Annotated in this window: 16 protein-coding genes; 11 read left to right on the top strand and 5 right to left on the bottom strand. The window is 43.9% G+C overall.

Annotation, left to right across the window (positions count from 1 at the left end; genetic code table 11):
- The 3 genes from Q3W13_RS11910 to Q3W13_RS11900 all read left to right on the top strand — a co-directional run bounded on the left by Q3W13_RS11910 (position 1) and on the right by Q3W13_RS11900 (position 5,677).
- The gene (locus tag Q3W13_RS11910; RefSeq protein ID WP_302864041.1) at positions 1-2,295 is read left to right on the top strand and encodes a BamA/TamA family outer membrane protein; all 2,295 of its coding nucleotides are present in this window, start codon (positions 1-3) and stop codon (positions 2,293-2,295) included.
- A gap of 288 nt (positions 2,296-2,583) precedes the next feature.
- A complete protein-coding gene (locus tag Q3W13_RS11905) occupies positions 2,584-5,229 on the top strand; it encodes a PAS domain S-box protein (RefSeq protein WP_302864040.1) in 2,646 nt (881 codons plus the stop codon).
- Positions 5,222-5,677, top strand: coding sequence for an aspartyl protease family protein (locus Q3W13_RS11900; protein WP_302864038.1), 456 nt, complete (start codon positions 5,222-5,224; stop codon positions 5,675-5,677). The genes Q3W13_RS11905 and Q3W13_RS11900 overlap by 8 nt, the downstream gene beginning before the upstream one ends.
- A 145-nt stretch (positions 5,678-5,822) precedes the next feature.
- Here the strand turns inward: Q3W13_RS11900 and gyrB are convergent, their stop codons facing one another.
- Positions 5,823-7,781, bottom strand: coding sequence for a DNA topoisomerase (ATP-hydrolyzing) subunit B (gene gyrB, locus Q3W13_RS11895; RefSeq protein ID WP_302864036.1), 1,959 nt, complete (start codon positions 7,779-7,781; stop codon positions 5,823-5,825).
- Between the two features lie 315 nt (positions 7,782-8,096).
- On the opposite strand from gyrB, the gene Q3W13_RS11890 reads away from it, so the two are divergent.
- Both Q3W13_RS11890 and Q3W13_RS11885 read left to right on the top strand, forming a co-directional pair.
- Complete coding sequence (locus Q3W13_RS11890) at positions 8,097-8,687, top strand: OmpH family outer membrane protein (protein WP_302864035.1); 591 nt, start codon at positions 8,097-8,099, stop codon at positions 8,685-8,687.
- 110 nt (positions 8,688-8,797) lie between these two features.
- A complete protein-coding gene (locus Q3W13_RS11885) occupies positions 8,798-9,259 on the top strand; it encodes a nucleoside deaminase (protein WP_302864033.1) in 462 nt (153 codons plus the stop codon).
- 59 nt (positions 9,260-9,318) lie between these two features.
- Here Q3W13_RS11885 and Q3W13_RS11880 read toward each other — a convergent pair whose 3' ends face one another.
- Positions 9,319-10,722: an undecaprenyl-phosphate glucose phosphotransferase gene (locus Q3W13_RS11880; RefSeq protein WP_302864030.1), complete on the bottom strand. Its 1,404-nt coding sequence runs from the start codon at positions 10,720-10,722 to the stop codon at positions 9,319-9,321.
- A 47-nt stretch (positions 10,723-10,769) separates the two neighbouring features.
- Positions 10,770-11,171, bottom strand: coding sequence for an RNA-binding S4 domain-containing protein (locus Q3W13_RS11875; RefSeq protein WP_302864028.1), 402 nt, complete (start codon positions 11,169-11,171; stop codon positions 10,770-10,772).
- 171 nt (positions 11,172-11,342) lie between these two features.
- Here Q3W13_RS11875 and Q3W13_RS11870 point away from each other — a divergent pair, with 171 nt between their 5' ends.
- The 6 genes from Q3W13_RS11870 to miaA all read left to right on the top strand — a co-directional run bounded on the left by Q3W13_RS11870 (position 11,343) and on the right by miaA (position 17,076).
- Complete coding sequence (locus Q3W13_RS11870; protein WP_302864025.1) at positions 11,343-12,158, top strand: 2,3,4,5-tetrahydropyridine-2,6-dicarboxylate N-succinyltransferase; 816 nt, start codon at positions 11,343-11,345, stop codon at positions 12,156-12,158.
- 89 nt (positions 12,159-12,247) lie between these two features.
- On the top strand, positions 12,248-13,240 hold the full coding sequence (locus tag Q3W13_RS11865; RefSeq protein WP_302864024.1) for a glycosyltransferase family 9 protein: 993 nt from the start codon (positions 12,248-12,250) through the stop codon (positions 13,238-13,240).
- Complete coding sequence (locus tag Q3W13_RS11860; protein WP_302864023.1) at positions 13,233-13,799, top strand: L-threonylcarbamoyladenylate synthase; 567 nt, start codon at positions 13,233-13,235, stop codon at positions 13,797-13,799. The genes Q3W13_RS11865 and Q3W13_RS11860 overlap by 8 nt, the downstream gene beginning before the upstream one ends.
- 112 nt (positions 13,800-13,911) lie before the next feature.
- Entirely contained in the window at positions 13,912-15,321 is a 1,410-nt protein-coding gene (locus tag Q3W13_RS11855; RefSeq protein ID WP_302864022.1) for a CCA tRNA nucleotidyltransferase, read from the top strand.
- A gap of 113 nt (positions 15,322-15,434) precedes the next feature.
- Positions 15,435-16,097 (top strand): hypothetical protein, encoded by a 663-nt coding sequence (locus Q3W13_RS11850; protein ID WP_302864021.1) that lies wholly within the window; start codon positions 15,435-15,437, stop codon positions 16,095-16,097.
- A 94-nt stretch (positions 16,098-16,191) separates the two neighbouring features.
- Positions 16,192-17,076 carry a tRNA (adenosine(37)-N6)-dimethylallyltransferase MiaA gene (miaA, locus tag Q3W13_RS11845; protein WP_302864020.1) on the top strand — a complete coding sequence of 295 codons (885 nt, stop codon included), beginning with the start codon at positions 16,192-16,194 and terminating at the stop codon, positions 17,074-17,076.
- 146 nt (positions 17,077-17,222) lie between these two features.
- Here the strand turns inward: miaA and rfbA are convergent, their stop codons facing one another.
- Both rfbA and rfbD read right to left on the bottom strand, forming a co-directional pair.
- Positions 17,223-18,083 (bottom strand): glucose-1-phosphate thymidylyltransferase RfbA, encoded by an 861-nt coding sequence (rfbA, locus tag Q3W13_RS11840; RefSeq protein ID WP_302864019.1) that lies wholly within the window; start codon positions 18,081-18,083, stop codon positions 17,223-17,225.
- A gap of 10 nt (positions 18,084-18,093) precedes the next feature.
- The gene (rfbD, locus tag Q3W13_RS11835) at positions 18,094-18,945 is read right to left on the bottom strand and encodes a dTDP-4-dehydrorhamnose reductase (protein WP_302864018.1); all 852 of its coding nucleotides are present in this window, start codon (positions 18,943-18,945) and stop codon (positions 18,094-18,096) included.
- Positions 18,946-18,970 lie beyond the last annotated feature (25 nt).

Here is an 18,970-nt window from a genome sequence, read left to right as displayed (position 1 = left end):
ATGGCAAAGTTTAGATATATTTTTATTTTTTTGGCCCTTTTGGCGAGCGCCTGCAGTAACACGAAATACCTTGCGCCCAACCAAAAACTTTATACCGGCGGCGAAATAAAGATTGAGGACAAGGATATAAAGAAAAGCGATGCAAAGGAATTAAAAGAAGACCTTAATGCTCTGTTAAGGCCGCAGCCCAATAGCAGTATACTGGGTTTAAGGTTTAAGCTCTGGGTTTACAATAAAACCCGCACCAACAAAAAAACCGGTCTTAAACACTACCTGAACACGCATATCGGCGAACCGCCGGTTTTGGTAAGCAGTGTTGATCTGGAAAAAAACAGCAGCATATTACAAAACCGCCTGCAAAATGTAAGCTATTTCCTGGCACAGGTAGCCGGCGACACCATCAGCAAAGGTAAAACTGCCAAAGCGGTGTACACCGTTCATGCAGGACCGTCTTATCACTACCGGTCTATTACATTCCCTAAATCAAATGATGATCTGGATACTGCTGTTGCCGGCACATCGGCCAATAGCCTGCTAAAAGCAGGGGATAAATACAACCTGGATGTTATTAAAAATGAGCGTATACGAATAGATGCCCGGCTGAAGGAAGAGGGTTTTTTCTATTTCGCACCTGAAGACCTGATTATGCGCTACGACAGCACAGTTGCAAATCACCAGGTGGATATGTTTGTAAAGGTTAAAGATGCCACACCAGACGAGGCCCGCTGGATCTACAAGATCAGGGATATTTATGTATACCCTAAATTTTCTCTCAGGGATACTGCAAATAAGCTGGATTCGGCTGTAAAATACCGTTGGTATAATGTTATCGACCCAAAGAAAACGGTGCGTCCTTTTGTTTTTAAAAATAGTGTCCTGCTTCACCCGGGCGATACCTATAACCGCACCAAACATAATGCTTCATTAAACCGGATGATCAATCTCGGCCCGTTCAGCTATGTAAAAAACCGGTTTGAAGATGTTACGCCCGACTCGCCATTTCTTGATATTTATTACCAGTTAACACAGTATAAACGCAAAGCATTATCGGTGGATTTGCTTGCACGGCAAACCTCTGCTTACTATAACGGTACCCAGGTAAACCTGAATTTTAAAAACAGGAATACCTTTAAAGGTGCAGAGTTATTTTTACTTACTTTATTTGCCAGTACCGATTTACAGTTTGGCGGTACCGGGAACGGTTATAACATTTATCAGTTTGGTATACAGCCAAGCATATCATTCCCAAGATTTGTGGGGCCATTAAACTTTAGCACGGAGAATGCCTTTATACCGCATACTATACTGACGGGTGGGTATACGTTGGTTAACCGAACGAAACTATACAACTTGAATTCTTTTAACGCATCGTTTGGTTACTCATGGAAACCCGATCTGCATAAGCAGCATGATTTAAATCTCTTTAATTTAACATATGTGGATGCTGCGAGTGTTAGCCAGCTTTATAAAGATAGTATTGCAAAGACCCGAAACCCCGCGCTGGCGCATGTTATCAATAATCAGTTTACGTTTGGCCCGTCTTATTCGTATACCTTCAATAACAACACAGACGATTCACGGACTAACTCTATTTATTACAATGGCAAAGTAAGCGAATCCGCGAGTTTGCTGGGCCTGATAATGGGCGCTGATACGGTAGCCGGCAAGGTTAAAAAGGTATTTGGCACACCATTTAATCAATATGTAAAGCTGGAAAACGATTTACGTTATTATCATAAGTTTACTCCCGGCTTAAAATTCGCTACGCGGCTGCAGGTTGGCGTCGGACTCTCTTACGGTAACTCAACAATGCTGCCATACAGTCAGCAATTTTTCATCGGTGGCCCTAACAGCCTGCGTGGTTTCCAGGCGCGTTCGCTCGGGCCGGGCGCTTATGTATTGCCGCCAAGCTTGAACAAAGGCAATAACTTCCTTGCTGACGAGTCAGGTGATATAAAGATTGAAGCCAATGCCGAGTTCAGACCGAAGTTATTCAGCATAGTTGAAGGAGCATTGTTTGTCGATGCGGGAAATATCTGGCTGCTGCGGCCTAATAAGCTGCAGCCATCCGCTGCCTTTGGATCCAATTTTATTAATCAAATGGCTGTAGACGCCGGCTTCGGATTCCGTTTTAATCTTACCGTATTGGTGTTACGTACTGATTTTGGTTTTCCTTTAATAAAACCTGAATTACCGGCCAGCCAACGAACAGTAATTGACGGCATAGACTATACTAACGCCAGGTGGCATGGCGCAAACATGATATTTAACCTGGCTATCGGTTATCCGTTTTAATACTATTTCCGCAAGTTGAATGGTGTATAGACGACGAAGTTACAATTGGATTAAATGCTTTAAATCTCAAGTTGCAAACGATCAAAATCCCTGCCTTTTAAAAATAATATCATCCCGGCTCCTTCTGTTCAATTTTACCTATAAATTTGCGAACTGGTTAATAATTGGGGACTGCTTGTTTGTGTTTCGCTAAAACTTAATAGCTGCAGGAATCGTAAAAGTTAACCGCTGATACTTTTATATAATGATAAGCGCTATTATGTTCATGCCGAAACCTGTCAGATATACATGAATACCCCTGCAAAGAATATACCCATTACAATAGCGGCACTAATAGTAATAGTGACGGGAGGGGTAGTGATGTGCGGGTGGATTTTTGATGTGCCGGCATTACAAACCATTATACCGGGCTTTCTTGCAATGAAGTTTAACCCGGCCCTCTGTTTTGTTTTATTAGGCAGCTCACTGTTACTGACACTGCCCCGGCAGCAGAAGTATTATCCAGCTTCTTTCTTTATTTTATCTTCTCTTGCTTTTATTATCAGCCTGCTCACGCTTCTTCAGGACTTGTTTCATTTTAATGCAGGCATTGACCAGCTTTTTATAAGTGATCAAACGCCGGTATCATCACTGTTGCCATTTCCGGGCCGAATGGCGTTTAATGCATCTTTAAGTTTTACATTGCTGGGTGCTGGTTTTCTTTTAAGCAGGCAAAAAAGTCAGCTTTTCACTTTTATATCCCAGTTCCTGTTCCAGATCGTCGTCATCTTTTCAGCTATTGCACTAATAGGCTATTTATATGGCTCTGTATTATTCCACACGCTGTTTTACATCACGTCGATGGCTATACATACGGCAGTTTTGTTTTTTATTTTGTCTGTCGCCGCATCGTTGCTCAACCCATCTATTGGTATCAGCAGGCTGTTTACGGGCTGGCAGATAGGTAACCAGATGGCGCGCCGGCTATATGGGCTAATTGTACTGATGGTAATACTTACCGGGGCTTTAGGAGTTCATTGGCGATCGCCGACAGGCATGTTTTCATTCGAGACAGTGGTGTCATTGTTAGCTGTTGGGTTTTTACTGGTAAGCCTGGCAGTTATATGGCATACGGCTAAGTGGCTTAATAAAATTGATGACGGGCGATCGGAAGCTGAAGAAAAAATAAGAGAAATGAATGCCGGTCTCGAAAAAATGGTTCAGCAGCGGTCGGCCGAAATTCAAAGAAGCGAAGAAAAATATCATTCGCTCATTGAGCAGGCATCTGATACCATTTATGTGCTCGATACTGATGGCCGGTTTACTGACGTAAATGCCAGTATGTGTAAAATGACTGGTTATAGCCGCGAGGAATTGCTGCTAATGAATATAAGAGATATTGTTGACCCCAATGAACAGAAGACCGATCCTCTTCCCGACCGGATGGATAATAGCTGGAAGCCGGTTATACGCGAACGTACGTTCAGGCATAAGGATGGAACTCTTTTTACTGTCGAGGTAAATGTTAAAAAGTTTACGGATGACCGTATCATGGTTATAGCCCGCGACGTTACCGACCGCAAACGAATGGAGACAGAACTTCGGGAAGCTGAACTAAAATTCAGGACGATTGCCGAAAAATCAATCGTCGGCGTTTATATTGTTAAGAATGGGCGTTTTACTTACGTGAACCCCCGATTTGCGGAGGTATTTGGTTATGAGCCGGCCGAAATGGTAGATACTTTTGATATCGAACAGATATTTGACGAAAGTTACCGCGCCATTGCCAACGAAAACGTTAGGCGCAGAATAAAAGGCGAGATAGAAAGTATACATTACGAGGCGAAAGGCCATAAAAAAGACGGAACTTCAAATTGGGTTGAATATTATGGCAGCAGGGCGATGATCGGCGGCGAGCCGACGATCATTGGTTCAATGATAGATGTTACCGAACGAAAAAAAGCGGAAGAAGAGCTTAAATCGTCCGAGCAAAAATATAAGTTGCTGTTCGACAGTAATCCCATGCCGATGTGGATGATATCGAAGGAAGACCAATCGATAATTGCGGTGAACGACGCGGCCGCCAGGCATTATGGTTACGAAAAAGAGGAATTGTTGCACATGAATGCAAGGGCGCTTCGCCCTAAAGAGGATCATAGCCTGCAACTGGAGGGATACCGCCGGGAAATGCCCGGCAGTGAAAGTCCGGTTATTGTAAGACATCTTAAGAAAGATGGCACCCTGATGTATGTCAATATAATTGCACATGACATTATATTTGAAGGTAAACCTGTCCGGCTGTCGCTCACCAACGACATTACCGGGAAATTAAAAGCTGAAGAGGCGCTAAGAAAATCAGAAGCCAACCTGCAGACAATTTTAAACACAACTGATACTGCTTATGCACTTTTTGATATTGATTTAAAAGTACAGGCATTTAATCAGAAAGCCATTGAATTTGTTAAACAGCAATACCATCATGACCCGGAAAGCGGCGACCGTTTGGCAGATTATTTCCCGGCAGAAAGGTTCCCTCAGTTCGAAGGCTTTGCAAAAGAAGTTTTAAGCGGCAACAATATCAATTATGAAATAGATTACCCGCAACCCGACGGCAGCAAATGCTGGTACTATGTGCGGCTGTTCCCGATCACCAATAACAAAAAAGAAATATTAGGCATGATGATGGCGCTGTATGATATTACCGAGCGCAAAAATGCCGAACAGGATTTAAAGACCGCCTACGGGCGCATACAAGACCATATCAACAGTATCAAGGATATGGCCTGGAAACAGTCGCACTTGATCAGAAGCCCGCTGGCCAATGTAAAAGGGCTTGTTATGATATTGAAGGAAGACCCATCAAGCCTCGAAATATTCGACCATATACAAAGTGAATTAAACAGAATGGATGCCATTTTAATTGAAATGGCGAAGGAAGCATCAGACCATGACTAACAAAACTATACCGGCCGCTGCCAAAAAATTTTCCATACCGTTGCAGATTATAGACCTGCACGAAGACGGCTTCCACCCGCTGCTGAATGTTAAAGTTTTCGGTAAGCGTTTCAAAGTAGTTTTAGATACCGGTGCGTCAAAAACCGCGTTCGATAAAACTATGCTCCTTGAAGCCTTTGCAGACGCAGTCTTAAACATAAGCGACCGCCTTTCAACCGGCCTTGGAACCAATACCATGGAATCATCGACTGCAATAATAAGCGACCTGCATGTAGGCAGATTACTAATAGATGAATTTGAGGTGGCTGTGCTTGATTTATCAACCATTAACCACGCCTATCGCCAGCTGGGGCACCCCGAAGTTCTTGGTGTTATCGGCGGCGATTTATTGATGAAGTATAAAGCCGTTATTGATTATGGAAAGGGGAAAATGTATTTGAGAAAATAAATTGCCAGTGTTAAACCATGTTCCAGTAACTTCCAGGGTTTCCGTTCATAGTTCCCGCTTGGGAATGCAATCCACTGTACGATCCATAAAAAAAGCCCTTGACGTTTTATAGTCAAGGACCTCGATTATTAAAGTTTAATTATTATTACGTATCTATTCTCGCGTATTTCGCATTTTTCTCGATAAACTCACGACGCGGACCTACCTCGTCGCCCATTAGCATGGAGAAGGTATGGTCGCATTCCGCGGCGTTTTCGATGGTAGCCTTTTTAAGAGTACGCGTCGCAGGGTTCATGGTAGTTTCCCAAAGCTGCTCAGCATTCATCTCACCCAAACCTTTATATCGCTGTATATGCACGCTGTCTTCCTTTCCGGCGCCCTTCAGGCGTTGAACCGCAGCATCGCGCTGTTCATCGTTCCAGCAATATTCAAATTCCTTACCCTTTTTCACCTGGTAAAGTGGCGGCGAAGCAACATACACATATCCGTATTCTATCAACTCCTTCATATAGCGGAAGAAGAAGGTTAATATCAGTGTGGTGATATGCGATCCGTCCACGTCGGCATCCGTCATGATGATGATTTTATGGTAACGGAGCTTTGTCATGTTCAGCGCCTTATCATCCTCCGGAGTGCCGATGCTCACGCCCAGCGCTGTAAACATGTTTTTTATCTCTTCGTTCTCATAAATCTTATGCTCCATGGCTTTTTCCACGTTGAGGATTTTACCCCTCAATGGCAAAATGGCCTGGTATTCGCGGTTACGTCCCTGCTTGGCAGTACCACCCGCTGAGTCACCTTCGACAAGGTAAAGTTCACAAAGAGACGCATCGCTGTTGGCACAGTCAGACAGCTTGCCTGGCAGACCGGAACCGCCCATAACGCTTTTGCGCTGCACCATTTCACGCGCCTTCCGTGCAGCGGCCCGGGCTGTGGCTGCCAAAACCACTTTGTTGACAATCATGCGGGCCTCGCGCGGATTTTCTTCCAGGTAATTACCTAATATTTCACCCACAGCAACATCAACAGCACCCATTACCTCGTTGTTGCCCAATTTAGTTTTGGTCTGGCCTTCAAACTGGGGCTCGGCAACTTTTACCGATACTACCGCAGTTAAGCCTTCGCGGAAGTCATCGCCTGAGATTTCAACTTTTACGTTTTTCAAAAGGCCTTCTTTCTCAGCATAAGCTTTCAGGGTACGGGTCAACCCCCTTCTGAAACCGGCTACGTGTGTACCTCCTTCGATCGTATTAATGTTATTTACGTAGGAGTGGACGTTCTCTGAATATGAGTCATTATATTGCAGCGACAGTTCAACCGGGATGCCCTGTTTGTTGCCATCAACATAAATCGGCTCGGGAATAATTGGCGTACGGGTACCATCAAGAAATTTAACAAACTCCCGTAATCCGCCTTCTGAATAAAACTCTTCGCCGTAAAACGTACCGTCCTCTTTGGTCTCCCGCTCATCGGTCAGGGTTAAGCGGATTCCTTTATTCAAATAAGCCAGCTCCCGTAAACGGGCTGCCAGTGTATCATATTTATATTCGGTGGTGACTGTAAATATCTCAGGGTCGGGCTGAAAAGTTTGTATAGTACCGGTTTTATCAGACACGCCGATTTCCTTTACATCAAACATCGGTTTACCGCGCTCATACTCCTGGGTAAATATTTTTCCTTCACGGTGAACGACGGTTTTAACATGGGTTGACAGCGCATTGACGCAGCTAACGCCCACGCCATGCAAACCACCGGAAACCTTATAAGTGTCCTTGTCAAACTTACCGCCTGCATGCAACACGGTCATTACGATTTCGAGTGCCGACTTACCTTCTTTTTTATTGATACCGGTCGGGATACCCCGTCCGTTATCTTTTACCGTGATGGAGTTTCCTTTATGAATGATCACATTGATGTCGGTACAATAGCCGGCTAAAGCCTCATCTATAGAGTTATCGACAACCTCGTAAACTAAATGGTGAAGACCTTTTACACCTGTATCGCCGATATACATCGACGGGCGCTTGCGCACTGCTTCCAGACCTTCTAAAACCTGTATATTATCCGCTGAATAATTTGATTTGTCCTGATTTTCTTCGCTCATATATGGTTAAAACAATAACCTTCAAAAATACGAAAAATCCGCGAAAAACCGCATTTGTGGATAAGTAATGGATGTGGAAAAGATGATGTACTGATGCAGATTTGATGGCCGGATTTTTTGTGTGCCGGTATGCGTGTGCCCGGTTCACACCATTCTTCTTAACAGAAATGTTTCGAACCATTTTTAAATCACCAGATCGTCCGAACATTCGCACATCAAATTAGGATACTTGTATCGAAAGATTATCTTTGTCAAAATTTTTACAAATATTAAACAATCAAAATTTCTGTATAACGCAGAAAAACCATTTAAACAATGAAAGCTACGGGTTCTCTTTTCACCAAAATCACCCTGGGGGTATTATTTGCCGCCGGCATAGCAGCATGCAATCAAAATAAAACTCCTGACAAACCAGCAGCACCGGCAACCTCAGGTTCGAAACCGGAAATTGTATACATTAATGAAGATACTGTTACTACAAAATACGAAGCAGCAAAAGATATGCGCAAACGCCTGGAAGACAAAGGCAAGGCTGCGCAAAATGATGTAGGCGGAAAAAGACAAGCTCTGCAGCGTCAAATTGCTGAATACCAAAAAAATGCAGCTACTATGAGCGCCGACCAGCGTGCGGCTACCGAGCAGCGTTTACAGCGTGAAGGACAAACTGAGCAGGCTTACGAGCAAAATGCAGGTGCGCAAATGCAAAGTAACCAGGCCGACGAAACTAAAAAGCTTTACGAAAAGGTTTACGAGTTTACGAAACAATATGCGAAAGAAAACGGCTACAAAATGGTACTGACTTTCCAGAGCGGCAACACGCAGTTATTGTATGCAGACCCAAGCCTTGACGTTACGGCGGATTTCCTGAAAAAACTAAACGACGCGTACGCGAAAGAAAAGAAATAATTTGATTTGAAGATGGCGAAATTTCGACTATCGCCACCTTCAATCAGCACTTTTTAAATATCGACATCAAAGGCCCCGGTTATCGCCGGGGTTTTTTATTTTTGAGGCAGATGGAAAATCATGAAAAGTTTATGCGCAGGGCTATCAGGCTGTCGGAACAAAACATTGAGAACGAGCTCGGCGGGCCATTCGGAGCAGTGATAGTTAAAGATGGTCTGGTAGTTGCCGAGAGCGCAAACAAGGTTATTATTGAAAACGATCCGACAGCTCATGCAGAGGTTTCGGCAATACGACTGGCTTGTAAAGCGCTAAATACATATGATCTGTCAGGTTGTGTAATTTACACCAGTTGCGAGCCCTGCCCCATGTGCCTTGGTGCTATTTATTGGGCGCATATCGATAAAATTTACTACGCCAATACCAAAGCCGACGCAGCCGCCATTGGCTTCGACGACCATTTTATTTACGACGAGATTGGCTGCGAAATGAACGACCGGAAACTTCCATTTGTACAACTGCTGCGCGATGAAGCACAATCAGCTTTTAAGCGGTGGCAGGGTGAAAATTATTAGTTTAAAGTCTGTTAGTACCCGGTTCTATGTCAGAAAAGACCTGAGACTTACGACTAAAACTAAAAAGCGTTCTCATCCCCTACTAATGAGTTTCTCACGGTAAGGAAAATAATCTTTAAATCGAGAAGAAAAGACCAGTTTTCGAGATACCACAGGTCAGCTTCCACGCGCTGCTTCATGTCTTCAACTGTTTTGGTTTCCCCTCTAAAGCCTTTTACCTGGGCCTGGCCGGTAATGCCCGGCTTAAGGAAATGCCGTACCATAAACATGTCTATCAACTCAGAGTATTCCTCGGTATGATTAAGCATGTGCGGTCGTGGTCCAACCACAGACATGTTCCCTATCAGTACATTAAAAAACTGCGGCAATTCGTCCAAACTGGTTCTTCGCATAAAAGCTCCCATTTTGGTTACCCGGCTGTCGTTACGGGTGGCTTGCTTTTTATCTGCATCGCCATTTACATACATGCTCCGGAATTTATAACATTTAAAGGGATTATTGTTATGGCCTGAACGCACCTGCGTAAAAAACACCGGCCCGCTTGATTCCAGCTTAATGAGTATGGCCAGTATTGGAAAAAGCCAGCTAAATATAAAAACGATAATAAAAAGCGAGAAAACAATATCAAATGACCGCTTTATCGCCCTGTTAAGCAGGTTCTCCAACGGCTCGGCTCGTACGGAAATAACCGGTATTTGCCCGAAGCTCTGAATAAAAACCGGTTTGTTGCCATAATCGTAATATTCCGGTATCGATTTAAACCGGATAAGATTTTTGTCGGCATCCAGCATCAGCTTATTAATTCTGGCTGTTTGGGAGGCGGGCAGAGTGCAAAATATCTCGGTTATCTTGTGTTCCTTAACGTATTTTATGCAATTTCCGGTATCGCCCAGGTACATGTCACCATCATGAACCAGCGAAGGGTCATCATCAAAAAAACCGACAACGCGGTAGCCGGTATCCCAGTTTTTTAGCAGGTATTCGTGCAGGTCGTAACCGGTGCGGCCTGCTCCTACTATAACAGCCTTGCGCGTATCCATTAATGCCGCACGCTCGCTTTTTCTTATCAGGAGGAATATCACTTTCCAAGCCCCAAGCAAAACTCCAAACAACGCTAATGAATAGAACAGGTATTGCCGGGTTATGAAATAGGCTTCGGTGCCGATGAGTATTAAAATGGCAAAGCAAATGAAGCTGACGAACAAAAAATACGTGCGAAATACATTACGGAAAGTAATAATAGAATCTTTGTTCAGCACGCCCCGGTAAAGCCGCGAGATATTGGCCGACAAGAGCCATATCAGGTTAAATACCAGAACGATAGGAAGATATTTTTTATTTTCGCCGCTGAATATACTTGTATGGTTTTCGATATAATAAGTGGCTATCAAACTGATGTTCAACACCAGGTAATCTATCGTGAGGTTTAAAGCTTTAAATAAGGTAGTATGTCGGTTTATCATTCAGATTTAAAGCCTAATTTCAAAGCAACAATGTCAAGATAAGAAATTTACGAACCCTTTTCAAAATAGTCGTCCTTCAGGTCATCAATCTCGCGGCGGTCGCGCTTAGTGGGGCGGCCTGTGCCGCGGTCGCGTTTAAGCATTGGCGCATGAAACATGGACTTAAATGATTGTGTCTGCTCAACCGGGGTTATATCTTCATAAAAATTTACGGCTGTTTTGGCATCAACGCGATTTTCCAATAAGCCGGTTACCTTAACCACTTTACGCTCCGGCCCCTTCGACACCTGGTACACCTCTCCTACTTTCACCTCGTGAGCGGGCTTGATGTTTTGATTATCCAGCTTAACACGACCGGCCTTGCAAGCCTCGGATGCCAGGGTGCGGGTTTTGAAAATCCTTATCGCCCACAAATATTTGTCTATTCTCAGTTTTTCTTTTTCCGGCATAGTTGTCAAAATTACAAAGATTTGAAGATATGTCGGGACAATGTCCAAAGATTTCGAGACGCTGTCGGGACAATGCCTGATTTAAATGAAACCCCATTTCACCCTCATGTTAACTTTCCACAAACAAATTCTTCAAAATTCCTTTAATTTGCCAAAAGTTTATTCATACAGATGCAAGACCTCAAAAAACTTATCGAAGACGCCTGGGAAGACAGGAACCTGCTGAATTATAACGAATATGTAAACGCTATCGACACCGTAATTGAAAAGCTCGACAAAGGTGAGTACCGCGTAGCCGAAGTTATTGGGAACCGCTGGCACACCCACGAGTGGATGAAAAAAGCGGTAATATTATATTTCCCCACCCGCCAGATGGAAGAAATTTCTGTAGGCCCGTTTGTTTTTCATGACAAAATGAAATTAAAGACAGACTACGCCAAAAACGGAGTTCGCGTTGTACCGCACGCTATCGCCCGTTATGGGGCGCACATAGCAAAAGGCGTTATCATGATGCCAAGCTATGTGAATATCGGCGCTTATGTTGACGAGGGCACTATGGTTGATACCTGGGCAACTGTCGGCTCATGCGCGCAAATTGGTAAGCATGTGCATTTAAGTGGCGGCGTTGGCATTGGTGGCGTATTGGAGCCTGTTCAGGCCGCACCCGTTATCATCGAAGATAACTGCTTTATAGGCTCGAGAGCTATAGTTGTTGAGGGCGTTCACCTGGAGAGCGAAGTGGTTTTGGGGGCAAACGTGGTTCTGACCGCATCGACCAAAATAATTGACGTTACCGGTGAAAAGCCAATCGAGTATAAAGGCCGTGTACCTGCCCGTTCTGTGGTTATTCCGGGTTCGTACACCAAAAAATTTCCTGCCGGCGAGTACCAGGTGCCTTGCGCGCTTATCATCGGCAAACGCAAAGAATCGACTGACAAAAAAACATCCCTGAATGATGCATTGAGGGAAAACAGCGTAGCTGTTTAGTGAGTTGTGAACGGTGAGCAGAAAGCGGTAAAATAGCTGCCCGCTTTCTGCTCACAACCAACCACTTGCAACCCACTATTTCACTAACCATGAAAATCCTACTGCGGCTTCCCAATTGGCTCGGCGATGTGGTGATGAGTACCGCATTTGTGGCAGGAGTGAGATCACTTTATCCGGATGCCGGGATTGACGTCATCGTTAAAAAAGAACTGTCAGGCATTGCAGCATTAATTCCCGGAATAAATAAGGTGCATCTTTTTTCAAAGCTGGATCATAAAGGATTGAGTGGTGTTTATCATTTTGGAAAGAGTCTTCGTTCCGAAAAATACGATCTTTTTTTTAACCTGCCTTCCTCTCTTTCATCTATCACATTAGCCTGGGCTACCCGTGCAAAAAGGCGTGTTGGCTATGGTAAAGAAGGCGGATTCTTCATGCTGACCGACTCTTTTAAGCCTCCTAAAAATGTCCATCGCGTTGATGAGTATATCTATTTATTAGAACAGTTTACCGGGAAAGCTGTAACTAACAGACAGGTAAAACTGAATGCCAACGTTTTACCATTTCAGAAGGCAGACAACCGGGTGCTTATTAATTTTAATTCGGAGGCGCAATCGCGCAGGATGCCGCTAAAAAAGGCGCAGGCTATTGTAACGCTGCTTACCCAAACATTCGCAGGTGTAAACTTTACATTCATTGGCTCACCTAAAGAGGCTGCATTTGCAGACGAAATTATTGCCGGCGTAAGAAATAAAACCATGATTGAAAACGCCGCCGGTAAAACCGATTTACTGGGATTGGCGAAATTGATGGCTAATTCGGCGGCGATATTGACAACCGATTCCGGCCCCGCACACTTGGCTAATAGTGTGGGCTTACCCGCAATTGTGCTGTTTGGCGCCGGTAATGAGGACAATACTGCACCTTACAATAAGCAGTATTTAACTATCATACGCACGGGTAAACTGGATTGCGAGCCTTGCGTACAAAACACCTGCAAGCTGTACGGCATACCCAAATGCATGGAACTTTTGGACGAATTAGAAATGATTAAGGCTTTGAGCGTATATTTGCCCCATGCTTAGAGACGAAGTTGCAAAGGCTTTCGAAGTTATTAAGAATGGAGGAATCATCCTTTACCCTACTGATACCATCTGGGGGGTAGGCTGCGATGCTACCAATACCGATGCAGTAAAACGGATTTTTCAACTGAAACAGCGAGACGAGGCCAAGAGCATGATTATTTTGCTTGATACGGAAAATAAGCTGGAAAGCTATATCAGTGATGTTAACCCTCTTGCCTACGATTTGATAGAATATGCAGAGAACCCGTTGACGCTGGTGATGCCCGGTGCTAAAAATATATCACCGGCCCTGATCGCTGCTGACGGCAGCGTAGGTGTAAGAGTTTGCAAGCATGAGTTTTGCCGGCAACTGATACAGCGCATGAAAAAGCCCCTGGTATCTACATCCGCCAATGTGAGTGGCAAACCATCGCCGCAGTATTTTTCACAGATCGACGAAGAAATTGTAAAGGGCGTGGACTATGTTGTTGACATTGACCAGCATAGCAAAGAGATTAAAACACCATCTACCATTATGCGTTTAGCCCCTGACGGGAAATTTGAATTTTTGCGACGTTAGTTGAGTGAGTTTATTAGGCTGATTGAATTGGGTTAAGTTAAAAGCCGCGTTAATCCATAAAAAAAACACTAAATCCGAAGCCGATTGGCGAAATCCCAAAAAATAAAAATCTGTGGTCAAGCATTTAAATAACCCTGTATTTTCTATTATTTCAAAGCTTGCTGCTGAACAAAATGTACAGGCTTTTGCGATTGGCGGGTTCGTGCGCGATATTTTCCTGCGGCGGCCATCTAAGGATATAGATATAGTAGTTGTGGGTAATGGGATTGATTTTGCAGAAAGCGTTGGGAAGAAGCTTAAAGTAAAGGTCTCGGTATTTAAGAATTTCGGCACCGCATCATTGAAATACCAGGATCTGGAGATTGAGTTTGTAGGCGCCCGCAAAGAATCATACCGTCGTGACTCGCGCAAGCCTATAGTTGAAAACGGCACACTTGATGACGACCAAAAACGCAGGGATTTTACTATCAACGCATTGGCGATATCACTGCATCCTGATAATTATGGTGAACTACTGGACCCATTTAATGGTATTGCCGATTTAGATAATAAGCTTATCCGCACGCCGCTTGATCCTGCCGAGACCTTTTCTGATGATCCGCTGCGCATGATGCGGGCCATCCGCTTCGCTACCCAGCTTAATTTCAGGATTGATGATCTGGCCGTGTCCGCAATTAGAAACAATGCAGAACGAATCGGTATTATTTCGCAGGAACGGATAACCGATGAACTGAATAAAATTATTTTATCGGCCAAACCATCAATTGGTTTTAAATATTTGTTCGACACAGGCTTGCTGCATAAAATATTCCCGTTGATGACAGCCCTTCACGGCGTGGACTACATTGACGGAAAAAGCCATAAGGACAATTTTTATCATACCCTGCAGGTGCTGGATAATATTTGTGAGACCACCGACGACCTTTGGCTGCGCTGGGCCGCCATATTGCATGATATTGCAAAACCACCTACCAAACGTTTCGAGCCTGGACATGGATGGACATTTCACGGCCATGAAGATAAAGGTGCGCGCATGGTTCCAAAAATATTTGCCCAGCTAAAACTGCCCATGAACGATAAGATGAAGTTTGTACAAAAAATGGTACAACTGCACTTACGGCCTATAGTTTTGGCGCAGTCAATTGTTACTGATTCGGCGGTTAGGCGTTTACTTTTTGATGCAGGCGAGGACATTGAAAGCCTGATGCTGTTGTGTAAAGCAGACATCACCACCAAAAATGAATATAAAATAAAAAAATATCGCAGCAACTTTGAGCTGGTACAACAGAAACTAAAAGATGTTGAGGAACGCGATAAAGTTCGCAACTGGCAGCCCCCCGTGACAGGTAACGATATTATGGAACTCTTCGGTATCAAGGAAGGCCGGGAAGTCGGGATTATCAAAAACCAGATACGCGAAGCAATACTGGAGGGTGAGATTCCCAACTCGCGCGATGAAGCCATTGCTTATACAATTGCAAAAGGGGCCGAAATTGGCTTAAAAGTTGTGGGAAAGCCATGATTTAATTTACGATTTCTAATTAACGATCAAAGATTGCGAATTCCGAAATCGAAAATCCGAATTCCGAAATGCTTAAAACATTATTAATTTTGTAAAAAATCTATACTTATACAATGGCGTTATACAGATTCAGAGTTGCTTTTGAAGACTACGATGATGTGATAAGAGAAATCGATATCAGATCGAACCAAACATTTGAAGACCTTCACAGGGCGATTCATCAATCAACCGGTTATAATCCTGAATATCCTTCCTCATTTTACGTAAGCAATGACCAGTGGATTAAAGGTGAGGAAATCACTTATATGCCCAATCAGCGAAGAATTGATCGGGGCTGCGTGCTTATGGATAAGGTAAAACTGCTCAGCCGCATTGACGACCCACATCAAAAATTTTATTATACTTTTAATTTCGACCGTCCTTTTGATTTTCATGTAGAACTGATGAAAATCATCCTGGATGAGACGCCGGGGGTTAGTTATCCTGCCGTTATCAAGTCCATCGGTGAAGCGCCTAAACAGTTCGGCAATGTATTGAATACACCCGTGGCCAATCCTGAAGGTGATGATTTCGACTTCCTGAATGAAATGGCTATCGGAGAGGAAGATGCCGACGAGTTTGCTGAAATGAGCGAGAGCGTAGATGAGGACGTTACAACGCCAAAACTAAGTGGCAGTGATGAGGAGGAAGATGAAGAAGATGAATTCGGCAATGAATTTTCCGATGACGAAAATTATGAGGATGAAAGCCGTCATGGCAGCAGCGACGATTATTAATTAGCCGACAGACCATGGACCATAGTCCATAGTACTTAATGTAACAACAAACAATTTTACTATGGACCATGGTCTATCGCCTATGGACTATCCCATGCTTATAGTTATTGCCGGACCTACTGCATCCGGTAAAACAGCGGCCGCTATTGAAGTTGCACGGCATTTTGAGACGGTGGTTGTTTCTGCGGATTCAAGACAGTTTTATCGGGAAATGAGCATCGGAACGGCGAAGCCAAATGCCCAGGAATTAGCTGCAGTAAAGCATTATTTCATTAATACGCTTTCTATTACCGAAAATTACACTGCCGGGAAATATGAAAAGCAAGCACTGGCTTTATTAAACGAACTATTCAAGGCTCACAGGGTCGTGGTGTTGGCAGGCGGCTCCGGTTTATTTATTAAAGCTGTTTGCGAGGGCTTTGATGAATTTCCAGATATCGATCCAAAAATAAGGCAGCGATTAAATCAGGAGCTTGAAAACCAAGGACTTCTCTATCTTCAGGAAAAGTTAAAAATTGCAGATCCCGACTATTACGCTCAGGCAGACATCAACAATCCTCAACGTGTGGCTCGTGCCCTGGAAGTCTTTGAAGGAACAGGCAAACCATTTTCTTCGTTTCGCACGTCTGCTGTAAATAAGCGGCCATTCCGCATTCTTAAATTTGGATTGAATTTGCCGCGCGAAGTATTATACTACCGCATTAATAGCCGTGTTGATGTCATGGTGAAGGACGGTTTGGTTGAGGAAGTACAATCACTACTGCCCTACCGGCATCTGAATGCCTTAAACACTGTAGGCTACACCGAATTGTTTGATTATTTCGATGGTAAAACCGATTTATCTACTGCTATCGAACTGATCAAACAAAATACCCGCCGCTTTGCCAAACGCCAAATAACCTGGTTTGGAAGAGATACGGAGATTGGTTGGGTGGATGCAACAGCAGCAGCAAAGGAAATAATTAAGAGGACTAATTAAAAATTGACTTACAAGCGAAGAATGCGCGAAAAGCCTTGCCGTTTTACAATACACCGGTTACACGTTCGTGAAGCATAGAAATAAGGTTCCGTCGCCCAGCGATGAAAAAATCTAACGATTATCAGGTTAAAATTAGCCGTGAAAAGTTAATCAAGCAAGGTTTTCAGGTATAATCCGTATCCACTCTTGATATACTTGTTAACTAATATCTCAAGCTGCTCGCTACCAATAAATCCCTGGCGATAAGCCACCTCTTCGATACAGCCAATTTTGGTGGCCTGACGCTTTTCAATAACCCGCACGTATTCAGAGGCATCGCTTAAAGAATCGAAAGTACCTGTATCCAGCCAGGCGGTACCTCTGTCCATCACGCCTACATGCAAATCACCTTTCGTGAGGTAATGCTTATTAACATCTGTAATCTCGTATTCGCCCCGGGGTGATGGTTTCAGATTTTTAGCGATCTCTACCACCTGGTTATCGTAAAAATAAAGGCCGGGCACGGCAAAGTTTGACTTTGGCTTTTCCGGTTTCTCTTCGATAGATAACGCCCTGAAATCCTTATCAAATTCCACAACGCCGTAGCGTTCAGGGTCGGCAACCGGGTAAGCAAAAATCGCGGCGCCGTCTACATCATTAAAAGTGCGTATCAGCTCGCTGAATCCTGTTCCATAGAAAATATTATCACCCAAAATAAGAGCAACCTTATCTCCGCCGATAAACTCCTCGCCTATCACAAAAGCTTGCGCCAGGCCGTTAGGCTTTTCCTGTATGGCGTAATGAAAATCGCAGCCCAGGTCCTCGCCGTTGCCTAACAGGCGCTTAAAGCTTTCGTTATCTTCAGGAGTGGTGATTATTAATATTTCGCGTATGCCGGCACCCATTAAAACCGATAGCGGGTAATAGATCATCGGTTTGTCGTAAATCGGCATCAGTTGTTTACTGATTGCACGGGTGATTGGGTAAAGCCTTGTGCCCGACCCTCCCGCTAAAATTATTCCTTTCATGTAATAAGTGTTATTTAAGTCTGTTTAAACAAATCGCCAGGCTATCCCTCCAATAAGGTATTTCGATACCAAATGTTTGCTTAGCCTTGCTTTTGTCCATCACCGAATAAGCCGGACGGCTTGCTTTGGTGATATATTCGTCTGTACGAATTGGAATAGCTTTCACCTTAATTCCGGATATATCAAATACCGCACGGGCAAAATCAAACCAGGAAGTCACTCCCTCATTACTGTAATGGTAAGTTCCATAAGCGTCGCTATTATTCTCAATAATATTCAAGATAAAGCCTGCGAGGTCGATGGCATAGGTTGGTGTGCCTACCTGGTCGGCTATAATCTTTAGCTCGCTTCGTTCGCTTCCCAGCCGCAACATGGTCTTAACAAAGTTGTTGGCATATTCGGAGTATAACCAGCCTGTCCGGATGATAAAGTGTTTATCAAGCGCGGCGGCAACAGCCAATTCCCCATCCAATTTGGTTTGCCCGTAAACGCTTATTGGACTGGCTGCGTCGGTTTCTTTCAGCGGCCTGGATATGTCGCCCTTAAAGACAAAATCGGTTGAAATATGAATCAGCACCGCATTATATTCCTTGCAAAGCACGGCTAAGTTCTTTGCGCCGGTCTTATTAACCTTTTCTGCAATTTCAGCCTCCTCTTCAGCCTTATCTACAGCCGTATAAGCAGCGCAATTGATTATCCAGCCGGGCCGGTGCTGTTCAAAAAGCCGCTTCAGCGCATCGGTGTCTAAAATATTAGCCTCGCTTTCGTCAGGAAAAAACGGTGTAATGTTTTTTTCAGCAGCTACATTTTTTATGCATTGCCCTAACTGACCTGAAGCGCCAAAAACCAAAATGTTCTTCATCTAAAATGTTTTTGTTTAACAACCG

Origin of the sequence: Mucilaginibacter sp. L3T2-6, from assembly GCF_030519355.1 — a bacterium.
Taxonomy (GTDB): Bacteria; Bacteroidota; Bacteroidia; order Sphingobacteriales; family Sphingobacteriaceae; genus Mucilaginibacter.
This window is presented reverse-complemented; position numbering and strand designations above follow the sequence as displayed.

Coding starts and splice junctions, on each gene's coding strand:
- Q3W13_RS11900 (WP_302864038.1), top strand. CDS start 5,222: ATGACTAACAAAACTATACCGGCCGCTGCCAAAAAATTTTCCATACCG.
- gyrB (WP_302864036.1), bottom strand. CDS start 7,781: ATGAGCGAAGAAAATCAGGACAAATCAAATTATTCAGCGGATAATATA.
- Q3W13_RS11880 (WP_302864030.1), bottom strand. CDS start 10,722: ATGATAAACCGACATACTACCTTATTTAAAGCTTTAAACCTCACGATA.
- Q3W13_RS11850 (WP_302864021.1), top strand. CDS start 15,435: ATGGCGTTATACAGATTCAGAGTTGCTTTTGAAGACTACGATGATGTG.
- Q3W13_RS11910 (WP_302864041.1), top strand. CDS start 1: ATGGCAAAGTTTAGATATATTTTTATTTTTTTGGCCCTTTTGGCGAGC.
- Q3W13_RS11885 (WP_302864033.1), top strand. CDS start 8,798: ATGGAAAATCATGAAAAGTTTATGCGCAGGGCTATCAGGCTGTCGGAA.
- Q3W13_RS11875 (WP_302864028.1), bottom strand. CDS start 11,171: ATGCCGGAAAAAGAAAAACTGAGAATAGACAAATATTTGTGGGCGATA.
- Q3W13_RS11890 (WP_302864035.1), top strand. CDS start 8,097: ATGAAAGCTACGGGTTCTCTTTTCACCAAAATCACCCTGGGGGTATTA.
- rfbA (WP_302864019.1), bottom strand. CDS start 18,083: ATGAAAGGAATAATTTTAGCGGGAGGGTCGGGCACAAGGCTTTACCCA.
- miaA (WP_302864020.1), top strand. CDS start 16,192: ATGCTTATAGTTATTGCCGGACCTACTGCATCCGGTAAAACAGCGGCC.
- Q3W13_RS11905 (WP_302864040.1), top strand. CDS start 2,584: ATGAATACCCCTGCAAAGAATATACCCATTACAATAGCGGCACTAATA.
- Q3W13_RS11865 (WP_302864024.1), top strand. CDS start 12,248: ATGAAAATCCTACTGCGGCTTCCCAATTGGCTCGGCGATGTGGTGATG.
- Q3W13_RS11870 (WP_302864025.1), top strand. CDS start 11,343: ATGCAAGACCTCAAAAAACTTATCGAAGACGCCTGGGAAGACAGGAAC.
- rfbD (WP_302864018.1), bottom strand. CDS start 18,945: ATGAAGAACATTTTGGTTTTTGGCGCTTCAGGTCAGTTAGGGCAATGC.
- Q3W13_RS11860 (WP_302864023.1), top strand. CDS start 13,233: ATGCTTAGAGACGAAGTTGCAAAGGCTTTCGAAGTTATTAAGAATGGA.